Below are 21,630 nucleotides of genomic sequence, written 5' to 3' on the forward strand. Positions count from 1 at the left end.
TGCTTTTTATCGTAATTCTGTCGCACGGCCATCAGCTTCCTTTTCGGCTGACAACATAGCGACGACGAAAGTCAGTGAAGCAAGGAGAAGTAAAAGGAACTCCCCGACATCACCGACACGAACTATGGATGTGGACCCAGAAGCGATCTGAAATTTGGTGGCAATCACATTGAGGAAATAGAGTGAAAAAAGCACCGCGGGTAGTATGTAGCGTTTCCTTAACGTCATGTTGCATTGCCTCGCTGTTATCAGTCGTGTTGGCTTGCAGTCGCCATTTTGTAGTTATAGCACTCACCAATCTTGTAAAATGATTGTTAAATGTAAGCGCTTACATTGTGAAGATAGAAGAGAGGCTGAACGACTGTCAAGTTTTTGGCGGTAAAATTTTTGTGTAACGCTATAATTAGGTAAGTTGCGGTTTATAAATCCCAAAAGTGAGTCAACGATATAACTTTCTATGACAAAAGAGACTCAATCAGCGCGTAAGCGCTTACAAAAACGACCGTCAGATGCGCCAACGGCGGAAGATGTTGCGATTGCAGCAGGGGTGTCGACGGCGACGGTATCCCGCTATTTGGCAAACCCTACGTCTGTGAGTGAGAAGCGGGGCGCCTTGATTCGGTCGGCGATTGAATCACTTGGCTATATTCCCCATGGTGCTGCTCAAGCGCTGGCCTCACAACGTTCGCGAACCATCGGTGTTATCGTCCCCACCTTAGACAACGCGATCTTTGCGGAAGGTATTCAGGCTTTTCAACGTAGGTTGCAGGAAAAAGGTTATACCCTGTTTATTGCGAGCTCGGATTATTCGACAGAAGAAGAGCTGGCTCAGGCAGAGCGTTTGATCTCCCGTGGCGTAGAAGGTCTGATGCTGGTGGGCGCTGAACACCAGCCTCAGCTTTTCGATATTCTTCATAAAAAGCAGCTCCCATATCTGTATACATGGTCTTTCAAGCCTGAGTTACCTCATCCTTGTATAGGATTTGATAACTACCGCGCATCAGCAAGGGCGACGCAGTTTCTTATTGATCTGGGGCATAAGGATTTCGCAGCCATTCCCGGTATTACCAAGCTGAATGACAGACCTAAAGATCGTATCGCTGGATGCATAGATACACTGAGAAAAGCGGGAATAGCGCTGACCTCAGACAGGATCATTGAATGTCGTTATGATTTGGCGGAAAGCCGTCAGGCGCTCAGAAAGCTGGTGGAGTTAACGCCAAGACCCACAGCCATTGTTTGCGGTAACGACATAATTGCCATGGGCGCATTGCTGGAAGCGCAGTCGCTTGGGCTGAGGATTCCGGAAGATATCTCCATTGTTGGCTTTGATGATGTGGCCATGGCGTCTCATATCCAACCCGCTCTCACGACCATGCAAGTACCTTCGCGGGAAATGGGTGAGAAAGCCGCAGACTATTTGCTGGCAAAACTTGCGGGTGAACCCGTGAGTGACACACTGGAACTTGAGGCTAAATTAGTGGTTCGTGAAACCACAGCAGCAATAAAAACAGGCGGGTTAAAATGAGCCTATTTATCGTTTAAATCTTAAGCTATGTTATTTCATGATGACTTTAATTAGTAATTAAAGCGGAGATTAATCACCCAATAATTTTAAAAATCTTCGATGTTTGAATTTAAAAAATACACGTGGAGTATATTGGGTGGAATATCTTTATTTGTTGGGGTGGAAATGTGATGGTGAGATTTTTTGATAATTTTCGATAGATAAACCATTAGAAAGTTTTCGTTTTGATAGTAGGTGATAGAAAACTCGATCTGAGAACATTTGTGCTGGTGAGAACCGAATTTATATTCATCATCGTTTTTTTAGTGTTATTTTCTCTAACATGATGTTGATTTTAATCCGTTATGTCAAAATTTTTTATTTGTCTAATAAAGTTTACACTTTAAGTGTCTCGGATGATTAATACTGCATTAAAAGAACAAAATAGGTGTTCATCCATGGGAATTACAGAGATATCTATTCTCCTAGTAAAGGCAGCCACTTCCACCATAGGAAAACAAGCGGGAGAAGCTGTTTTTAATCGAATAAAGGCGTATTTAGCCCAGCGGACTAGCAACAACTCTGAGATAGCGAAAGCTCTCTCAAATCCAAATGAAGCAGTGACAGACACTCAAAGGGAGGATCGTAAAACAGCTTTGGAAAGCGGATTGAGCCGTTTCAATCTCGGCACTGATTCTGAATTGATAGGTATGATTAATGAGCTTACACCTTTTCTAGAAGGTGCTGCAGACAACAGCGTAAATCAGTCAGTTGGGAGTGTTAGTGACAGCGGGGCAGTCGTAGGTAAGGTTGATATTGATAGTAACAAAGGAGTGTTGAACATCGGGGGAAAGTCGTAGTCTACAACTTTCACTCAGTTGTAGATCTTCCATTCTCAGATGTCTCTTCGCCAGCGAGCGAAACAGTAAAGACCGAAAAAACGACACGCGAAAGCAATCCATATAAGGGGCTAAATCATTTTAGACCCCAAGATCATGGCCTGTTTTTCGGACGCGAAGAGGAAATAGCCGAGGTCGTCTCACGTATACGTTGTCAACCATTTACGGCGGTGATTGGTGCCTCTGGAGCGGGAAAGTCTTCTTTGGTGTTAGCAGGGGTATTACCTAAACTCGCTTCTCAAGCAGAAGATGAGTGGCGTGTTACTTATTTTCGTGTGTCGCATAGTTCAAGTGGAAATCCTTTTGCGGCACTAGCAAAAGCTTTGGTACGTATCTGGAAACCGGCGCTTGAAGACACTCAACGTTTAAAGCAAGAGAGTGACCTTGCAAAATCACTGCAAGATGAAACGATAACACTCCCAGAGTTGATCGACGATATTATTCATGAGACGCCTAGTGTGCGCTTACTCCTTATTTTGGACCAGTTTGAAGAACTGTATACGTCCGTCGAAGATAAACACACGCAAAGAAAGTTTCTCGATGTTTTGCTGAGTTGCTGTGAATTTCCTCGGCGAGACAGTAAACAACCAATTTTGTCATTGCTAGTTACGATTCGTGCTGACTTTATCAGTCAAACTGGAGATCACAATCAACTTTCACACTACCTAAGTCAACGAGCTTTGTTTCTTTCGCAAATGAGTGAGGATAACCTCGTTCAAGCTATAGAAAAGCCAGCAAAATTGAGAGGTGTTTCCTTTCAGCCTGGGTTGGTAGAAACCATTCTTTCTGATGTAGGGAATGAGCCTGGAAACCTTGCCTTATTAGAGTTTTCGTTAGAACAGTTATGGCTTTATGACTACTCAGATACAGTCACACACGACGCCTATCGTGAGATTGGAGGAGTTGGTGGGGCGCTTGCGAAACACGCACAGAAACAGTATGACGCATTGGACGAGCATGAGCAAAGTCATGCGCGGCGCCTTTTTTGTCACTTAGTCAAACTTGGAGAAGGCACAAAAGATACCCGTAAAGTGGTTAGCAAGGTTTTACTAAAACCGGAAGATTGGCAACTCGCGCAAAAATTAGCGAACGAGAGTAGTCGATTGGTGGTAACCGCGAAAGGTGATGTTGGCACAGAGGTTCCTGAGCCTTTGGCTGAAGGGGGTATCGAGACGGTAGAAGTTATCCATGAAGTGTTAATTGAAAAGTGGGGGAAGCTGAGGGAATGGGTTGATGAAGATCGCGACTTTTATCGGTGGCAAGACGAAGTCTTGCGTGATTTTCACCTTTGGCAACAACATGGCAATAGCGACGATGGATTGTTAATTGGCAATAGGTTGTCACGCGCTATCGAATGGAAATCAAAACGTGAAGTTGATCTAAGTGAAGATTGCAAAGAGTACATTCGGCGAAGTCGAGCATTAGCGGACTTAGCGGCAATTAATTCAGAAAATGCGAAAAGAAGAGAAGAGCAAAATTTAAAAAAGCAAATAGTACTCAAAAATCGCAATGCCAAGATATTCACTTGGCTTGTTGGCGTATTACTTATGTCATCAGCAGGATTACTAGTGGCATATGTCAAATTGATATCTGAACAGCAGCGAGCTGAAATCAGTGTCGCAAAGTATGTTGCGGCCAAAGCCAGTGAAGTCGCCTTTTTGGGAGATGTTCCGCTTGGAATTACGTTAGCCGCTTATAGCCTAAATCCGTTACTTTTTAGGCTGGGTGACGTTCCGGCTGAGCCCGACCTGACCAAAGTTAAGGAGATTTTGCCTACCCTGCACAGGTTGCTCTACCGTTGGGACGGTTTGGCACCCTTTATCGATGAGGAACCTAGCAATATTTTTGTGCTAGATGCCGTTACTTTATTTGATAGTAGTGGAAATGAAGCTGGTGGCTTGGTTGTGGGGGCTGATCTTTCTGGGCAAATATGGGTTTGGGATGAAAATGGTGAACTCAAAAAGAACTTAAGACCAGATATTGGAGAAGTCCGAGAATTGTATTTTAGCAGTTCCGGCAATGCTTTGGTTGCACGAGGTGACGAGAAAGCTATCGTCTGGTTTATGAAAAATAACGTCGTTATGCCCAACAGTGTCACGATAGATTTTTTTGGGGATGGTGTGATAGCGTCAGCGATTAATTCATCAGCAACCCAACTATTGACTGTCACTGAACGGGAAGAAGATGAAGAGCAAGGTACCGTAGTGCTATGGGATATAAAAAACAATCACAAAATTGATTCATATATATCTAATTTAATGCCAACAGCTTTGTCTTTCAGTAATGATGGTGAGTGGTTTGTTATAGGTGATCGCTATGGCAGAGTGGCAGTTGTGAATATTAATCAGATGAGGAATGAATTTGAAATAAAAAATCTAGATGGTGATTGGGTAAATGATGTGCAAGTTTCATTTGATCAAAAGTACATTCTCGCAGCATCTGATGACTCAAAAGTAAAAGTATGGGACGTGGAAACAAAAATCCTGATAAATGAATTTGTTCATGATGATTGGGTTTTAAAAGCTAAATTCAGTCCTGATGGTAAAAGAATTTTCAGTGTTGATGACTCGAGAGTAGGTACAATGTGGAATATCAACAGTGGAATGGCAGAGCGTAGTGAAAAAGGAATTACTGATGCTGCATTTGTCGGCAATAAATTGCTTTCAATTGGGTTTGAGGGCATAAAGGCTAGATACATAACCTTAGTACCTTTTCAAGATCTTAGCAGAAGCTCATCATCATCCACTACTAGAGCTTATTGGTTGCAAAACAATAGTGAGTTGTTACTTTCAAATAAAGTCGGTTACGATAAATATAGAAAAACCTCCGGAAGTGCTTTGGAATTGGTTAAGGAGGATTGGAAAGTCTCGACAGAAACTGATGTAGTTCCCTATATATTGGATGAGAGATATGCTGTTGAAAAACGTGGTGATAATCTCAATTTGCTATCTTTCCCCTCATTGCACGCACAAGCCCATGTGAAAATTGGTGATATTGACATTGATTTTTGGGACATGACTGTCAGTAAGGATGGCCTATATTGGTATGTTCCAGATGAGAACGGACTGGGTCGAGTACAGAGCTTAGAGTTCGAACTTGGTAAGCCTTTGGAATTGGGTGAAGTAATTGATAAATCACAGGGGGAATCTGAATATATTGACTGGTCAGTACGGTTTATTTCTGATCATTTGATGCTTTTAGAAGGCGACGGGAACTCAATTGTCTGGGACCCTGCAACAAATCAGATATTGTGGGAAGAGACGGGCGCTGAACGGTTAGAGGTAGTAGATGGTGGCATATTGTTCGTATCCAACACAGATTTGTGGTTAGTTTCGGATTCATCTTGGGAAATAAAATGGAAAAAACCGAAGCCTAATTTTTATACTCCTTATGTGTTCGAGAATGGACTGTATTTTCTGGTGAAAAATGACGAGAGCTTCGAAGCTTTTTCTACGTCAACAGGCGAATCTCTTTTCAAGGTGAAAGCAGAAAATGGTGTTGAGCTGCTAAGTGTAGTAGATGATGGTATACTTTTCGTATCCAATACTGACTTGTGGTTGGTTTCGGATTCTTCTGGGGAAACAAAATGGAGGAAAACGAACCCTAATATATATTACCCTATTGTGAGTGAGAATGGGCTGTATTTTCTGGTGGAAACCGAAGAGAAATTAGAAGTTTTTTCTACGTCAACAGGCGAATCTCTTTTCAAGAGGAAAACAGAAAATAGCGGCGAATTTTTTGGAGAGCACTCAGTTTGGGTTCTAAGAGAGGGGGTTTTTGATATTAAATCCGGACTTGAGGTGATGTCTGAGTCGGAAATTGAAGAAGGCGGCGATGAAGATACATATTATAGCGATGATGGAGTTTGGAAGATCATCGCCGAATTAGAGGACTTTGAGTACTTTGAGGACTTTGAGTTTATTGAAGAAAAATATAAAATCACAGCGAATAAAAACTCCCCTGTTAAGCTAACGAATAAACAACAGTCATCAAAATCATCCGATAGCAAAGAATCGATAACGTGGGATGGGATTGAAAGCTTTAGATTCCTCCCTAATTCTCATGACCTTGTTTTGGTTTCAAAGTCGGGTATCAGGGTAATTAATCTAGATAATAATAAAGAATTGAGTTCGACGGGCACACACTTTGAGTCTGTAACAGCAATGGCGGTTTCTGCCGATGAAAAAACGGTGGCCACGGCGGATGAAGATGGCGAAATAGTGCTTTGGGAAACAGAAACCAGTAAAGTGCTGCATCAGTTTCGCCCACATAATAAAGAGATACGACATATAGGATACAGTAATTCTGGGACTTATCTGATATCGGTGTCTGAAGACAACACTGCAGTGCTTTGGCATGCAAAAGACCATGTTTCAAAGTGCGTATTTGAAAGTGATGACCCATTACTTAGTGCTTGGGTTGATCCGTTAGAGGCATATGTCGTTGCTCAGTCTAAAACGGGGAAAATTACTCTATGGCAAACAGTGACTTGTAACGAAGTCGAAATGCCTAGTGAGTTATCTGGCGAGGTCAATAGTGTGGTGTTCAGCCCTGCCGGTGATCAATTGTTGATTAGTCGTAAAAGTAACGCAGAGATTTATGCGTTACCGCCAGTAAATCATCAAGGCTTTATAAAACTTGAGAAGGTCACCTCACTTCCTCATTCTGAAAACGTGAAGCATGCGATTTTTAGTTCCAATGGGAGTCGTGTATTGACGGCATCAGGAAATAAAGGTTGCTTGTGGGTCGTTGTTGACTCTCCTAGTCACAATGAGCCTCTTTTATTATTTTGTTTTGAATCCCAACAAGGTGTCGTTGATAAAGTCCAATATGATCCTACAGGTAAATACATCCTAACCGTGTCGGGTAATAAAGTTGCCCTCTGGAGTATAACTGGGCTTGAATCAGCCTCAGTCAAACAACCCGTGACACAATTTGATAAGCATATTGCTCCCATAACTGGCGTTACCTTTAACGCGAACGCATCCCATGTAGCTTCAACTTCGGTGGATGGAAGTGTCTATGTTTGGCGAGTGTTCAAAGGCGTGACTGATACCTTAGATTATGTACAGACGCTTCCATTAGCCCCACTCACAGAAAACGAGATAAAAATCTATTTAGACATTGACTAACCGCCTCAAGTACGTCCGCAGCATTTAGAAGACGTGTAATTTTGTAAGCTTACAATTTTGGCTTCTGTAAGATGCACAATATTATGACTTCTGATATTCCATCTATCACCGACCAGTATAAAAGTACCTTCCAGAGAAATAGGAGAGAAAGCCGCAGACTATTTGCTGGCAAAACTCGCGGGTGAGCCGGTCAATGACAAACTTGAACTCGAAGCCAAACTTGTCGTTCGGGAAACTACAGCAGCAATAAAAACAGGCGGCTAAATGCCGCCTGTTTTTGTTTTGCTTATTTAATAACTACCAAACCCAACTGGACTGCTCGTTATTGATCCGTGTTTGGATAGGGGTAGTGCCATCATAGAAGAAGACCTCGGCCAGCATGTAGTATTGGGAATCGGCCAAGGGGTAGGTGAGGGAAGCCAATCCGTTTTCTACATCGGCCGAGGTGATTCGGCTGTTGTAATCTGCACTGTAAGAACCATCGTCATTCTGGGTGAAGCCACCGTAAATGGAGATATATCCTTTGCTGGTGGTGTAGCTGCTGATATCAATATCCACGCTTTGTGAATCGACAGCGTCATAACTGAAATCCGCGGGTACGACCATCTCAGACATATCGGTGGCAGAACTCAGCACCGTCGGAGGGATGGTCACATCAGCACCAGAAGTATCTGTCATCATGCCTAGAGGCGTTGTGCTCGTGGTGGCAGTATCAGATGTTGATGCCGTTCCACTATCTGTACCCGTTGGGCCTGAGGATGTGGTTTCTCCACCGCCTCCACCCCCACCACATGCAGTGAGCAAACCTGCCAGAGCTAGTGTGATAAGTGAATATTTCATGTCAGTTACTCCTCTGGCTCGTAGATTTTGTTTTCGGCTGCATTTTCTTCCGCATGCCAGGTGGTATTCGATACACCGCTGCTCTCTGTGTAGCCTGCGAACAATGGGTAAGCCTGAATCAAGTCGATATGTTCTTGTGGCCATTTCCATTCATCGGTGATGAGCAGAACCCAAGGTAGGTTAGTGCTGGTTTTGTAGTAGCGGTTTTCTGCCGGAACACTGTCGTCGTCCTGCCAGCCATAGAGGAAGGTGTCGAACTGCTCTGTTGGTGCTTGGTCAGGGAGGTGAATTTCTAATCCCCGCCCTGGGTTGTACCAGATCCCGTCACGGACATAACTGCCGGGGGTGGAGAAGATAAAGGGATCATAAGGCATGTCGGCGAGTCCATAGGTGTTTACGCCTTCGTTGGTATAGATATCAATCTCAAACTCGAATGATATATCTTCCTGACAGTACTGTGCCGTTCTATAGAAATTGCATTCACCAGATGGGATCTTTGTTTTCAGATCTTCTTCGATGATAAAGATAGCTTCTGTAGAGTCGGCTTCGAGTCCGTTTTCTTGTTGTGCGACACCGTTATGTTTCAGGGTAGTGGAGGCGCTGTCTATGTCGGTTCGATTTAAACCTGGAAGACGGATGGCAAGGCCGTTGTGGTAACCCGCACCATAAGCAGCGAGATAACCAGTAATTAAAATTCTTGTCGCGTGGTTATCTTCATCAAGTGTTTCGGTGATCCGGAAACGGACCACCACATCATTCATGTCGTAGTCACCTTCTTTTGGCCAGTTATCTTCGAAGGCGATAGACGCGTAGCCTTGTTCACTTGGGTAATGAACAAGTGTTGTACCTGACTTCATTACCGTGACAGGGTGATCTTCCACCTCACCACTGGTGGCACCACCAAAATAGTCTAGGCCAGATTGTTCAGCAAAACGGAATCGACTGTAGGTGGAACCGATTGCTGCATCAACCGGCACTGATAGCGCAAGCGCATTGGAACCAGCAGAGAGCAGGCTGTCGCTTATTACTTTCTCACCTGAGTCTTCGAAGTCACCGTCGGCGTTCCAGTCGATCCATGCTGATAGGTAACCTTGCGTAGATGCCTGAACAGAAACAATGGCGCTCTGGCCTGCTTCTAAAGCTGTTACAAAGCCAACGCCGTCTTCATCGGCAAGGCCTGCTTTGTTGTCATCAAGTGGGGATAGTAGGCCGTCACCCTCACTATCCGGAGCTACTGAACCAAGGTAGAAGGCCGTTCCGGTTTGGTGGCGCGGGCCATTGGTAGCAAGAAGCGTTTTATAGCTGTCCGGTGCATCACCAAAGTCGATAGTGGAATCTTCATCAATGACGGGCGCATTTGCACAGCGGGCACCGTCGTTTTGATTTGAATTAGGACCGGGTGCGAACTCATCTGCGGTGACGTCGCCATCTGCGCCGTAATCAGACAAATCGATGCGGAAGATCTGTCCGTCACTGTTACGTGAAACGTAGAAATAGCCGTTGACATCAAAGTAGCCTGCGCCGAATGTCCCGGTTATACCTGCATTACCAACCAGGGAGGTGCTGCCATCTGTGGTATCAAACAAATAGACGTTGCCGCTTTGGTTGTCGATGCCGTAAAGCCCGCCGTTGCCTGGGTGGAAAGCGAAGTCGGTCAATCTGACCGAAGCAGTTGTTGTGATTCTCTCCATCTCTAAAGTAGCATTCGGGTCACTGTCCAATGGGCTCAAATCAATTTTGAAAAGGCCTTTGTTTTGGCGGTACAGATAGTAAGTGTGGTCATAAACGTCACCGACAAAGAAAGTGTGGTCAGTGGGGACGTCAGAAACGTTTAAAACTTCCGCTTGGAAATCCTGCCCTAAACGGACAATTTGCTTGTTGGATGTGTCGTACCCATAGATATACCTGTCTTCGAAGTTGAAACCTACGCCGTTGATATTGGCATTCAAGCCGGTATCAGATTGCAGCAGGCTGTGTTCGCCGGTGACGAGATTAACGCCATACACTTGTACCGGATTAGCTTGGAACAAATAGGCTTTACTTGGACACGTATCGAACGGCGTTGCATAGGCAACGGGCGACATCAACGCTAGCGCGAGAGGTATGGCACGTCGAGACATAAGTTGCTCCAGGATTTGAAAATGTTAATAACCCCATTTCAAAGAGCGTGCCATTTTTAATTTGCTGATATTTATAAATTTATTATTGTGAGAATCAGTCTGGAATAGGCTTTTTTCTCAGATTGACAGTCATAAGAAAAGGGACGGAATACTGATTTCTCAATATGAGAAATCAGTATTCCGTCGTATGGTGGGTCAGCCTCTCTCCCCCCAGCAACGCATGTTTTCAAAGCGTTGGGCAAAGTAATCAATGAATGCGCGCACCTTGGGGGCGAGTTGCCTCGAGCTTGGGTAGACAGCCCAAATTGCAGTGTCTGATTCCAACTGGAAGTTCTCGAGAACTCTCACGAGTTCACCACGTTCCAATTGCTCGTGTACTGCCCAATTTGAACAAACAGAAATGCCAATTCCTTCAATACAGGCGTCCCTTACGGCTTCACCGTTGTCGGTTCTCAACAAACTCTTCACTTTGATGCTTTCAAGCCCGCTGGGTGTTCGAAACGCCAGTTGTTCCAAAGAAGGGAGTAGAACAAAAGTGTGGGAGCTCAGCTCCTTTAGGGTTTCTGGCCTGCCGTTTTTAGCAATATAAGACGGTGAGGCACAGAGCATTCGGTTATCCGTTGCAAGCTTACGCGCGATGAGACTGGAATCCTTGAGCTCGGCATTTCGAATGGCGATATCAAAGCCGCCTTCAACCAGATCGACGATAGAATCTGACAGGCGCAGGTCGAGCGAAAGATCGGGGTATTCCTCCAAAAAGCCTTTAAGCCCAGGAATAAGATGCATTCGTCCAAAAGATGCAGGGGCGGTTATTCGAAGTGTTCCCCTTGGTGTGGTCGTTCCTCCTCCGACCGAGGCGCACGCCGCCTCGACACTCGCCAACACATCCTCTGCATGAGGCAAAAAGGCAATGCCTTCTTCGGTCAGAGAGACTTTTCGTGTGGTGCGATGCACTAATCTTACGCCCATGGTTTCTTCGAGCTTGTTAATGTGCGCACTGGAGACCGCAGGTGAGAGTCCAAGCTCGGCGCCCGCGGCACTGATGTTGTTTGTCGAGGCTAACCGGACAAAGAGTTTGAGGTGTTCGATATTCATCATTATCAATAAAAACTAAAAAGTGATTCTTTGTTGTGCGCAATTACTAATGAAACCGTTTCAAATAGGATAGTGGGTAAAGGTAGTCAACAGCAATCGCTAAAACAGAGACAGCATGACAACGCATGTCGTGGTAAGGGTAAGAAGTTCAGATGCTTGTGCTGCCAACGCTTAACCACCAATGGTCGACAGCCCCTACGAACAAGGGAATAACAATGACAAAAACGATTTTAATTACAGGTGCAACAGATGGTATTGGGTTGGAGACCGCTAAACTACTGGCTTCTCAAGGTCACAATATCCTGTTGCATGGGCGCAGCGCCGCCAAGCTGGATAATGCGAAAGTCCAAGTTCAGGGGATTGAAGGCGTTGGTAATGTGGAAACCTACTTGGCAGATTTGTCGAACCTGAAGGATGTCGAAAAGTTTGCTGATGAGGTGGTGGCAAACCATACATCGTTGGATGTGCTGATTAACAACGCGGGTATTTTCCGAACCTCTTCGCCAATCACCGAAGATGGATTCGACGTGCGGTTCGTTGTAAACACAGTCGCGCCTTACCTGCTGACTAAGCGCTTGCTGCCGTTGCTTGGCGGAGGAGGGCGTGTTGTTAACCTCTCTTCTGCCGCGCAAGCCCCCGTCAACATTGCCGAGCTGAAAGGTGATGTAAAAGTCGGTGATGAATTCTCGGCCTATGCACAAAGTAAGCTGGCCATCACTATGTGGACGCAAAAGCTGGCGCACGATCTAGGTATTGATGGTCCCATGTTGGTGGCCGTTAACCCGGGTTCAATGCTCGGCAGCAAAATGGTGACGGAAGGGTTTGGTGTGTCAGGCGGTGATATTGGTATTGGCGCCGATATTCTCGCTCGAGCCTCGCTGACCGACGAATTCGCTGACGCTTCCGGTAAGTACTATGACAATGATTCGCATCGCTTTGCTGCTCCGCACTCTGAAGCTGCGAATGGCGCTAAAGTAGACGCGGTTATCGAAGCGATTGAGTCGTTAATTTAAGTGCTAATTGAAAAAGAACCCCGCTTTTAGCGGGGTTCTTTTTTATTGGGGTTGGTTTGCTTTATGCTTAGTTTTTGCCATCAAGGCGATAGCGCCGAAAACTACAGTTAGTAGCCATAGTTGAGAAAGGTGTCCTAGCTGGCTCTGAATCGTCGCGCCCATTTGATTGAGCTGAATAGTCGCTTGAATAGCGGGTGTGGAAGGTACGATTTGCGCCAAAGAGTTCAACCACACTGGCAGTTCACTGCTTGGCCAGACAAATCCTGATGTAAACAGCAGAGGCATCGAACTTAACAACACCGTTAAGGTAATGATTTCCGGCCTTGAAAGACATTTTCCAATCACCGTACCTAGGCCAATCGTCGCCAGCAAAAAAGGCATCATAATGATGATGAGATTTACAGGCTCTGCCAAACGATTAACCCCGTTTATCTCAAGGCTGGCGCCCAGATAGTACATTGCCATTACACTGTAAATCGCAGTAAGAATGCAGGTTCGCGCGATAAGATTTTTCGCCCCGTTATGTGGGTTTACGCTGGCCAGCATGCCGGAAGCGATCAGCAAAGTTTGCTGCAAGATCAGGATAAACACGCCGGGAACCACGTAATTTCCGTAGCCAGTCGTTGGGTTATAAACCGGCACCAAATTTAGTGAGAACGGTGTTATCTGCTTGGATGCTGCTTCCATTGGCGTATCTTGCATCATGGCGCGCGTCGTTTTTACTGACGCGCCAAGTGTGTTGCCCGCATTGACGACACCTTCTGCGATAGTGCCGTAGGTCAGGAAGAAAGAAGCGTCTCCTCCAACGGAAATCACCGGGCTTTTGCCCATCAACAGGTCGCGGTAGAAGTGCTGTGGAACCACAACGACACCTTCGATATTACCACCGGCAATTTGAGCGCTGGTTTCCGTCTCTGTGCTCAATCGCATCGCAACAGAAAGCTGTGGGGTGGCGTCCAACATTCTAACGAACGTGCGGCTTTCCTGACTGTTATCGTGATCGACAACCGCAACACGAAGTTCGCGTGGGAGTTGGTTTTCATACGGCAATGGGTAAAGCAGTGAATAAATAATAATGCCGCCAAACACGGTGAAAACCACTGCCGGATTGGTAAACAGTGCCTTCAGTTCTTGCTTAAACAACGCAGTCCAACTCATATGCCAGCCTCCTGAATGAGCGTCGCTGAGCGGCAGAGCCGTTTGAGTTTAGCGGCGACAAGCAGCCAAATCAGGCTGAAAGCCGCTAAAGCGAGAAGCATGGGCTGCATTTGTATCATTGTCGCGCCATAGTTGAACTGGCCAATTTGCACCGTGATGTAATGACTCACTGGTAACATTGCGCGCCAACACTGCGCCAGAAACGGCATGTCACTGGCTGGAAAGCTCACTCCCATAAACGCAAAGGCTGGCGCGGTAAAACCTGCGACCAGACTCATCGCGCGGGTCGCATCTCGTGTGCCTAAATACAGTAAGGAACCTATCGCGAGACCTGCTGACACCATCAAGCCTTGTGAGGCGAAAAGTAACGTCCAGCTTCCGTTCATCGGCCAGCCTAATCCAAAGTGCATGGCGGTGGCGAAGACAACGCCCATCAGCCAGAGCGGAATAAGCAAGCCTACTATTTTGGCGATTAGCGCCGAGAACAAACCTTGTTTGAACTGATTTTCCAGCCCTATGCGTTTGTCGGTCAGTGCCATGGAAAGCATGCCGCTCGCGACAATCACAATTTGCCAAAGCGCGGGAATAATCGCCGAGACAAGAAACTGCGCGTAGTTAGTGCCGTTATTAAACAAGGGCACTAACTGAAAACGGACAGGCACAGACTGTCCCGCCGCTTGAGTGGAAACCGTCGTGCCATGCAACATTTTCCCTTTGGTTTCCACCATGGCCGCAAAGGTACTTTGGCTTTGGGTAATCGCTGCATTCACCAGCTTACCAATCAGAATATATTGGCTGTTGTAGAAGGCAGTCACTTCTGGACTTTCGCCGCGAAGAGTGGCTTTCTCAAAGTCCGAGGGAATGATGACGGTAGCGTAAGTCTCCGCACTGTTCAGTGAAGCGGTAGCTTCTTGAACGCCGGTGAAACTACGAGTTTCCAAAGCAGGACTGGCATCGTAGTAACGGGTGAGGCTACGCGACATGGCACTATGGTCAAGATCGACCACGCCAATTGGCAAATCGCGACCTGTACCTGATGAGAAAATCGCCCCCACCAACAGAAACAACGCTAGGGGTAACCAGCCCAGCAGGGCGGTTAGCCACTTATCTGATGAAGTTAATCGCCACTCATCTAGAAGCCGTGACGCAAACGAAGGTTTGTCCATGGTGATCAACCCTGAGTCTGCTCGGAGACCAGAATACTCATGCCTGCGCGCAGACCCTCAATAGGTGTCAAAGGGCGGGCTTCTACTTCAAAGGTACGCATGTCATAGCCGTTCTGGCTGTTGGTGGCGCGCCACGTCGCGAAATCCGCCAATGGGGCAACATAGGTGACTTCAAACTCATAAACCTTCTCTCCCAGAGAAGGAATGTTGGCCTCAAACTGAGCGCCTTTGGCAAACTGACGCAGTTTATCTTCGCGAATATTGAAGACTGCCCAGGCATCTTTCATGTCGATGACAGTGACAACCGGGAAACCTTGCGGTGCCAGCTCGCCAGGGTGAAGCAGGATTTGGCTGACTTCGCCTTGATACCAGCTATGGATCTTGGTGTCTTTGGCATAAGCTTCCACCTCAGCAACCGCACCGGCTGCCATGCGGACTTTTTCCTGCGCTGCCCGTTTGGTTTCAGAGCGCGCACCGGCTTTCGCCAGTTCATACATTTGGAGTGCAGCATTTTCTGTGTATTTAGCCGCTTGCCACTGGGTGTATGCCTCGTCGCGTTTTTGTTCAGCGGCAACACCTTCTTTGTAGAGCGCATCTACACGTTTGAAGGTTTTGTCCGCCAGTTGTGCCGCAGCACGGGCCTTTTGCCATTGGTCGCGCGCAGCGCTGATTTCCTGCTCACGAGCGCCGCTTTCAGCTTGTTCTGCCATGGCGTCTGCTGCTTGTTGTCCGGCTTTCGCTTGCTCCAGCTTGGCATCAAGCTCTGGGCTAAAAAGGGTGAAAATCAAATCGCCTTTATTCACGGTTTCACCTTTACGCACCAACACATTATCAATACGGCCAGCGACCTTCGAAGAAATGCTGTATTGCTGCGCTTCAATCTGACCTTGAAAACGCTCAGGCACGGGTTGATAAGCTTGGTAAAAGCTGTAGCCAATCCAACCAATAACGGCAGCAGCAGGCAAGGCCAGCGCAATAGATTTCAATTTGCTCATTGTGATTTATCCCTTTATTGGTTGGGTTGATTGGAGTGATGCCGCCTGAAATTCTGGGAAACGATTCATCTCGCCGCTAACAGCGAGTAGACGGGAAAGCGACAGCACGTATTGGTATGACGCTGCAAGCTGCTGGGTTTTGATGCCGGCGAGATAAAGCTCAGCATCGACGACATCGAGTGAAGTAGAAAGCCCTTGCGCGAAGGCTTTTTCACGCAAGCGGAGATTTTCTTGTGCAAGGGAAATGCTTGAAGCCAAGCCTTGGTACTCTTCCAGTGCTTGTCCTGCTTCTCGCCATGTTTTCTCAACCAGCAGTGAAAGGTCTTGTTCCGCTTGGGCGCGAAGGTGCTGAACCTGAAGTGCGGTGCTGTGAGCGGCTTTCACTTTGTCTGAACGGCCACCGTTGTCAATAAGGGGAATGCTTACGCCCACGCCAACTGCCCAGTTAGGTGCCAATTCAGCGGTCAAGGAATCACCTTCATAGAGGTTGTAGTTACCGTAAAGATAAACCTGCGGGTAGTACTTGCCTTTCTCTAGGTTAACCAAGCCATCAGCTTGTTCGCGTTTGGCGTCCAACACTTTCAGGCCGGGATAATCCGCCAGTGTTTTTTGCATGAATGGCGCCATCGCAGGGGCGTGTTTCTGAGTAAATAGGGCACTGGATGGCGTCACCGGTGCATCGCTTTTCACCAGTGTTTGCAGCGCAGCTTGCGCGATTTCCAGGTCACGTTCGGCTTTACGGCGTTCGGTCTTGGCTTTGTCGTAAGAGACTTCCGCTTGCAAGCGTTCAACGCGCGCAATTTGCCCCTGCTCTTCCAGCTTTTTCGCGTGGTCGAGGTGTTTTTCGAGCCCTTGCTCCACTTCTACGCGAGTCTCCAACACCTGCGCAGCCAGCACGGTCGCAAAATAGACTTTCGTTAGATCTTCAAACTTCGCCTGTTGAGCCATTTGCATCAAGAAGCTGGCTTCATCGCGCTGGGCGTTGGCAATGTCTTCCGCTGAAAGAATACGGCCGCCGGTAAAGATCGGCCAGATAGCGCGGATCGAACTGGTGTAGATATCGCGGTCGGCCAAGGTGGTGGTCAGCAGGTTATCGAGGTTCCCCATCAGGGGAGCTAATTGAGGAACGGAACCAGCCAATTGGCCCAATGCATCGCCACCATTCATATGGTGAGCTAGCTGGGACGGTTTGAGTTCCACGTCCTGATCCAAGCGGGTGTAGCTACCGCTAAGTGAAATCGCAGGAAGGTGATGTGCCGATGCGGCGTTTCGCATGTGTTCGGCGCGCTGAACGTTAGCGCGTTCTGCGGCTATCGCATCATTCCGGGTCAAGACAGATTGCCATGCCTGCTCAAAGGTCATGGGCTCTGCGCTGCTCACACTGGGCAAAAGCATCAATGCAATGATCAAACGGACAAGGAAGGGTTTTCTGGCAAGCATAATGGTTTCCGCATGAGGAAGTTGCGAACATATTAGAGCTATTACTCTAATAAATCCAGAGGAAGCTCAATAGACCCTGGTTTCGCAATGAGAAGTCGCCGGCGACGTACAAAACGGATTTCGGACCTCTCAGACGGGTAGAAACGTGGCGAGTCGTTATAGAAATGTGGGTTGTGGGTATATGCATTGTGTTGTTATGACAGAATTTTCTTTTTTGTGAATGAAACATCAATCAGAAATTTGTTGAAGTTCGAGTGGGAAAATTGTTTATGAAACCCTAATAAATGAAGTTGAAAATTCTGATAGATAGTGAAAGCGCTTTCATGGGGTGTGATGCTGTTATCTAGCTAATAAAAAAAGAAAAAATGCATCCATACTAATCGAGTATTTGATCAATTTGGGTCTGAGCGAGAATTGTTAAAAGAATAATAATCTAGTTTTTCGCTTATAGGTTGGTGGTATTCACTATGTGAATGGGTAATGCTTGGTGTGATGATTTGAAGGCAATTTCATTTCTCATGATAATTCAATCAATGCAACGATTGTTTTATTATTGATACACAATGTTCGTGTTGCTCCATGGCAGAATACATCTAGGGTTGCGGCAAATCGGTAACCTTTTTTGGGGAGGAAGCCATGGCCAAACTTTCACCGGTTATTTCACGGATTTCTGGGCAGTATCAGCGTTATCTTTTTATCCTGTTTTGTATGGTGATGTTCTCTGAAGTCGCGCGCGCAAAACAGTTGACCGACCAACAAAAACTCCAAGTTCGTGCTTTAGGCCATGTTTCCATGTGTGTGGAACCGAACTGGTTACCCTTTGAAGCAATAAATAATGACGGAGAATACGTCGGTGTTTTGGCAGACTATGCCGAGTTAATCAGCCGAAAACTTGGTCTTCCTTTCGTTCTTCACCCCACAGAGTCTTATTACGAAAGCCTGCAAGCCTTAAAAGCAGGTGTCTGTGATTTGATTGTTGCAGACGTAGCAACCGAACAAAAACTTCAAGATTATTTAGCCACCGAACCTTATTTTATTTCACATCGTGCGTTGGCAACGCATGTCGATGCTCCCTTTGTTGATGATTTGGTCAACCTTGGCGATGAAACAATCGGCGTATTGGCTAACTCGCCTGCCGCCGAAGTGATCCCAAAGCTGTATCCGCACTTAACCGTCCAGACATTTGAAAGCACAGAGGAAGGATTAAAGAAAGTAGAATCCAGAGAGCTGTTTGGATTCGTTTCTGTGCTGGGGTCATTGGTGTATGTGATTCAGGACCATCACATCACCAATGTGAAAATCGGTGGTGTGTTGCCATCCAACGCCAAGCTCTCGATGTTGGTGAACAAAAACAGACCAGAACTGGTAGGCCTATTCAACATCGCCATCAATGATATTTCTCCGCTAGAACGAAAAGAGATTTTTGAACGCTGGTTCCCTGTTCGCTATGAAACAGGCATAGATTGGGGATTGTTCTGGTCAGTGATTTTCGCCATTTTCATCTGCTCTGCCACTACGATAGGCCTTTTCTATTACTGGAACCTTCGCTTGAAGCAAGAAATCCGGCGACGCTTGGAAGCCGAGGAGAAAATTACCGAACTGGCAATGACTGACCCTCTAACCAAGCTGGCTAACCGCATTCGGTTTAGTGATGACTTAAAGCTGGCTTTGCATGCAGCAAGTTTGAAGGGACGTCATGTTGCCCTGGCCATCTTGGATTTGGACGACTTCAAACCCGTCAACGATTTGCACGGACACCCGATCGGTGATGAATGTTTGAGAATCGTCGCTGGGCGGCTGCTTAAACAATGCCGGGAGCAAGACACGGTTGCGAGGTTGGGTGGAGACGAGTTCGCTATTATCTATAACGGACCCGAAAGCCGGGATATGTTGCCGGATATCGCCCAACGCTTAATCGAAGCAGTGGGTAAACCCATTTATGTGGATGATATTGAGATTCAGGTGGGGCTTTCCATCGGGTTTGCCGTATTCCCAGACCACAGTATAGATAGCGATGGCTTGGTTCGTCTTGCTGATGAAGCCTTGTATGAAGCAAAAGATATGGGTAAGAACAAATTCAGAATCTTCGAGCCTGACTCTGTAAAAAAGTCTGAACGGGCTTTGGGCTTTGAACGAAAAACAGTCGTTTCTGAGATAGAAACATTTAGATGAAAGAAAAGGGCACAAATTGTGCCCTTTATCATGCCATGTTGGCGGTTTACGCCATTTGCTCTTCCGCTTCTTGCTCTAAACGCTTCTTCTCACGCATCAGTTCATTGAACTCGATACGTGCTTGTTGCGCTGCTTCAGAAGCCTGAAGCTTATGTTCTTTGGCGGCCATGGCTTCGTCAGTCAGGCGTTGGATTTCATCCAGCTGCTCTTGAGGAGCATCGCCCAATTCCATGCCAGTTTCGCCTCGCGACAACGCTTCTGCGCGGATGTTTTTCTTGAGGTCCCAGATAGCATCCAACTTCTCACGCTCTTCGTTTGCCGCTGTGATCGCTTCGTCTTTCAGTCGTTCAAACTTTGCCATAGCCATACCTTCACGAGACCAAGGGTCAACCTCCGGAAACTCTTCGATGTTGATGGTTGGGTCTTCGTAGCCTTCCTGATGTGAAAGGTCGAGCGTTGCTGCTTTCACACCCGAGATCATCAGCATGACCGCAATCACCAGCAGAGGTAAGCCGCCGACGATTGCCGCCGTTTGTAGCGTTGCCAGACCACCCATAAACATCAGGATAGAAGGCATCACAGACAGGGTGAATGCCCAGAACAGACGGTTCCAGCGCAGCGGGTCTTCAGTCACGTTATTCTGTACTACAGAAGCCAGAATGAACGAGATGGAATCGAACGTGGTCGCGGTGAAAATGATACATAGAATCGTGAACACAGCGATAACCACAGTGCTCATAGGCAGCTGCTCAAGGATTGAGAAAATCGCCGTTGTCGCGCCTTTCTCATTCAGGATAGAAACAACATCCAATTGACCTGACAGTTGCAGCGACAGACCAAAGTTACCCAGGATCATGAAGTACAGCGCACAGCCCAGCGAGCCGAAGAAGATGGAGCCTGAGACCATCTGCTTGATAGTACGGCCACGCGAAATACGCGCCACAAACAGACCCATACTTGGCGCGAATACCAGCCACCATGCCCAGTAGAAAATAGTCCAATCTTGCGGGAAGTGGGTGTCTTCAAACGTGCCGTAGCCACCAAACGGTTCTGCCCAGGTTGCCATGACGAAGAAGTTCGACAGCATACGACCGATGGAGTCCAAACCGGTTTCCAGCATGAACAGCGTTGGGCCAGCAAACAGTACAAATGCCAGCAGACCGAGTGCACCCCAAAAGTTAATGTTACTCAGAACCTTGATGCCCTCATCCATACCTTTGTAAGACGAGTAGGCGAACAGCGCGGTACAAAGCAGCAGAACACCGATTTGAGTCACTGTGGTAGAAGGAATGCCAAACAGGTAGCTGATACCTTCGTTGATCAATGGTGCGGCCAGACCTAATGTGGTTGCAGCACCACCCAGAAGACCAAAGATGAAGAGTACATCAATGAACTTGCCCAGCTTACCGTGGCTGCGTGCTTCTCCAATCACTGGCATCAGCGCCGCAGATACTTTCAGTACAGGCTGTTTACGAACGTAGAAGAAGTAAGCAATTGGAATAGCGGGGATCAGGTAAATAGACCAAGCAATTGGCCCCCAGTGGAAAATACCGTAGGTCGCCGCCCAACGAACGGCTTCTTCACTGCCAGCCTGCAGTTGGAAAGGAGGGTTTTGATAGTAGTAAGCCCACTCGATAGTGCCCCAGTAAAGAATACTGGCACCGATACCGCCACAGAAAAGCATCGCAGCCCAAGAGCCGGTTGCAAACTCTGGTTTCTCGTCTGCGTCACCAAGTTTGATTTGTCCGATATCGCTGAAAACGATGTAAGCCATAAAAAAGAAGGCAGCGATACCAAGAGCCAGGTACATAAAGCCCAGCTTGTCTGTCATAAAGGTTTTTGCAATCGCAATCCACTCTGCGCCTTGGTCAGGCCAAACCAGCAATGGAACGATGACAGAAAACAGCAGCCCCAACGCACCGAAGAAAGTCGGCTTGTCGATGAGCTCAAAGTGTTTTTTCATAAAATAAACTTCCAGTTCACAGTGTTGTATCTAGAAATTCTCATGATGAATGCAATCCATATCAATTCAGCTATTGGATGCTGAAGATAAAAAGGATTGATGAAATTCACCGCGTGAATGGAATGACGAG

Annotated in this window: 14 protein-coding genes and 1 pseudogene; 6 read left to right on the forward strand and 9 right to left on the reverse strand. The window is 46.8% G+C overall.

The window, feature by feature from the left end:
• Positions 1 to 6 precede the first annotated feature (6 nt).
• Complete coding sequence (locus tag QL223_RS01990) at positions 7 to 228, reverse strand: hypothetical protein (protein ID WP_002541236.1); 222 nt, start codon at positions 226 to 228, stop codon at positions 7 to 9.
• Positions 229 to 457: 229 nt separating this feature from the next.
• On the opposite strand from QL223_RS01990, the gene QL223_RS01995 reads away from it, so the two are divergent.
• The 4 genes and pseudogenes from QL223_RS01995 (at position 458) to QL223_RS25890 (ending at position 7,538) form a co-directional block, all read left to right on the forward strand.
• Positions 458 to 1,528, forward strand: a complete 1,071-nt coding sequence (locus QL223_RS01995) for a LacI family DNA-binding transcriptional regulator (protein ID WP_281543709.1) — start codon at positions 458 to 460, stop codon at positions 1,526 to 1,528.
• A 395-nt stretch (positions 1,529 to 1,923) separates the two neighbouring features.
• Complete coding sequence (locus tag QL223_RS02000) at positions 1,924 to 2,367, forward strand: hypothetical protein (protein ID WP_281543710.1); 444 nt, start codon at positions 1,924 to 1,926, stop codon at positions 2,365 to 2,367.
• Between the two features lie 110 nt (positions 2,368 to 2,477).
• Positions 2,478 to 4,862 (forward strand): annotated as a pseudogene (locus tag QL223_RS25885) (NACHT and WD repeat domain-containing protein); the annotation flags it as partial.
• Positions 4,863 to 5,597: 735 nt separating this feature from the next.
• Positions 5,598 to 7,538, forward strand: a complete 1,941-nt coding sequence (locus QL223_RS25890) for a PQQ-binding-like beta-propeller repeat protein (RefSeq protein WP_348651381.1) — start codon at positions 5,598 to 5,600, stop codon at positions 7,536 to 7,538.
• A 297-nt stretch (positions 7,539 to 7,835) separates the two neighbouring features.
• Here QL223_RS25890 and QL223_RS02010 read toward each other — a convergent pair whose 3' ends face one another.
• The 3 genes from QL223_RS02010 to QL223_RS02020 all read right to left on the reverse strand — a co-directional run bounded on the left by QL223_RS02010 (position 7,836) and on the right by QL223_RS02020 (position 11,593).
• The gene (locus QL223_RS02010; RefSeq protein WP_281543711.1) at positions 7,836 to 8,378 is read right to left on the reverse strand and encodes a hypothetical protein; all 543 of its coding nucleotides are present in this window, start codon (positions 8,376 to 8,378) and stop codon (positions 7,836 to 7,838) included.
• Positions 8,379 to 8,383: 5 nt separating this feature from the next.
• Positions 8,384 to 10,498: an LruC domain-containing protein gene (locus tag QL223_RS02015; RefSeq protein ID WP_281543712.1), complete on the reverse strand. Its 2,115-nt coding sequence runs from the start codon at positions 10,496 to 10,498 to the stop codon at positions 8,384 to 8,386.
• Between the two features lie 195 nt (positions 10,499 to 10,693).
• On the reverse strand, positions 10,694 to 11,593 hold the full coding sequence (locus tag QL223_RS02020) for a LysR family transcriptional regulator (protein WP_281543713.1): 900 nt from the start codon (positions 11,591 to 11,593) through the stop codon (positions 10,694 to 10,696).
• Between the two features lie 215 nt (positions 11,594 to 11,808).
• Between QL223_RS02020 and QL223_RS02025 the strand changes: the two genes are divergently transcribed.
• Positions 11,809 to 12,606, forward strand: coding sequence for an SDR family NAD(P)-dependent oxidoreductase (locus tag QL223_RS02025; RefSeq protein ID WP_281543714.1), 798 nt, complete (start codon positions 11,809 to 11,811; stop codon positions 12,604 to 12,606).
• A 42-nt stretch (positions 12,607 to 12,648) separates the two neighbouring features.
• Here the strand turns inward: QL223_RS02025 and QL223_RS02030 are convergent, their stop codons facing one another.
• The 4 genes from QL223_RS02030 to QL223_RS02045 are packed head-to-tail and all read right to left on the reverse strand — an operon-like array spanning position 12,649 to position 17,365.
• Positions 12,649 to 13,764 carry an ABC transporter permease gene (locus tag QL223_RS02030; protein WP_281543715.1) on the reverse strand — a complete coding sequence of 372 codons (1,116 nt, stop codon included), beginning with the start codon at positions 13,762 to 13,764 and terminating at the stop codon, positions 12,649 to 12,651.
• On the reverse strand, positions 13,761 to 14,930 hold the full coding sequence (locus QL223_RS02035; RefSeq protein WP_281543716.1) for an ABC transporter permease: 1,170 nt from the start codon (positions 14,928 to 14,930) through the stop codon (positions 13,761 to 13,763). The genes QL223_RS02030 and QL223_RS02035 overlap by 4 nt, the downstream gene beginning before the upstream one ends.
• A 5-nt stretch (positions 14,931 to 14,935) precedes the next feature.
• Positions 14,936 to 15,925 (reverse strand): efflux RND transporter periplasmic adaptor subunit, encoded by a 990-nt coding sequence (locus QL223_RS02040; protein ID WP_281543717.1) that lies wholly within the window; start codon positions 15,923 to 15,925, stop codon positions 14,936 to 14,938.
• 6 nt (positions 15,926 to 15,931) lie between these two features.
• Positions 15,932 to 17,365 carry a TolC family protein gene (locus tag QL223_RS02045; RefSeq protein ID WP_281543718.1) on the reverse strand — a complete coding sequence of 478 codons (1,434 nt, stop codon included), beginning with the start codon at positions 17,363 to 17,365 and terminating at the stop codon, positions 15,932 to 15,934.
• A gap of 636 nt (positions 17,366 to 18,001) precedes the next feature.
• On the opposite strand from QL223_RS02045, the gene QL223_RS02050 reads away from it, so the two are divergent.
• A complete protein-coding gene (locus QL223_RS02050; protein WP_281543719.1) occupies positions 18,002 to 19,537 on the forward strand; it encodes a diguanylate cyclase in 1,536 nt (511 codons plus the stop codon).
• Positions 19,538 to 19,583: 46 nt separating this feature from the next.
• On the opposite strand, the gene QL223_RS02055 is transcribed toward QL223_RS02050, so the two are convergent.
• Positions 19,584 to 21,500 carry a BCCT family transporter gene (locus tag QL223_RS02055; protein ID WP_002538009.1) on the reverse strand — a complete coding sequence of 639 codons (1,917 nt, stop codon included), beginning with the start codon at positions 21,498 to 21,500 and terminating at the stop codon, positions 19,584 to 19,586.
• Positions 21,501 to 21,630 lie beyond the last annotated feature (130 nt).

The sequence above is a fragment of the Grimontia sp. SpTr1 genome (assembly GCF_947387585.1).
Classification (GTDB): domain Bacteria; phylum Pseudomonadota; class Gammaproteobacteria; order Enterobacterales; family Vibrionaceae; genus Enterovibrio; species Enterovibrio indicus.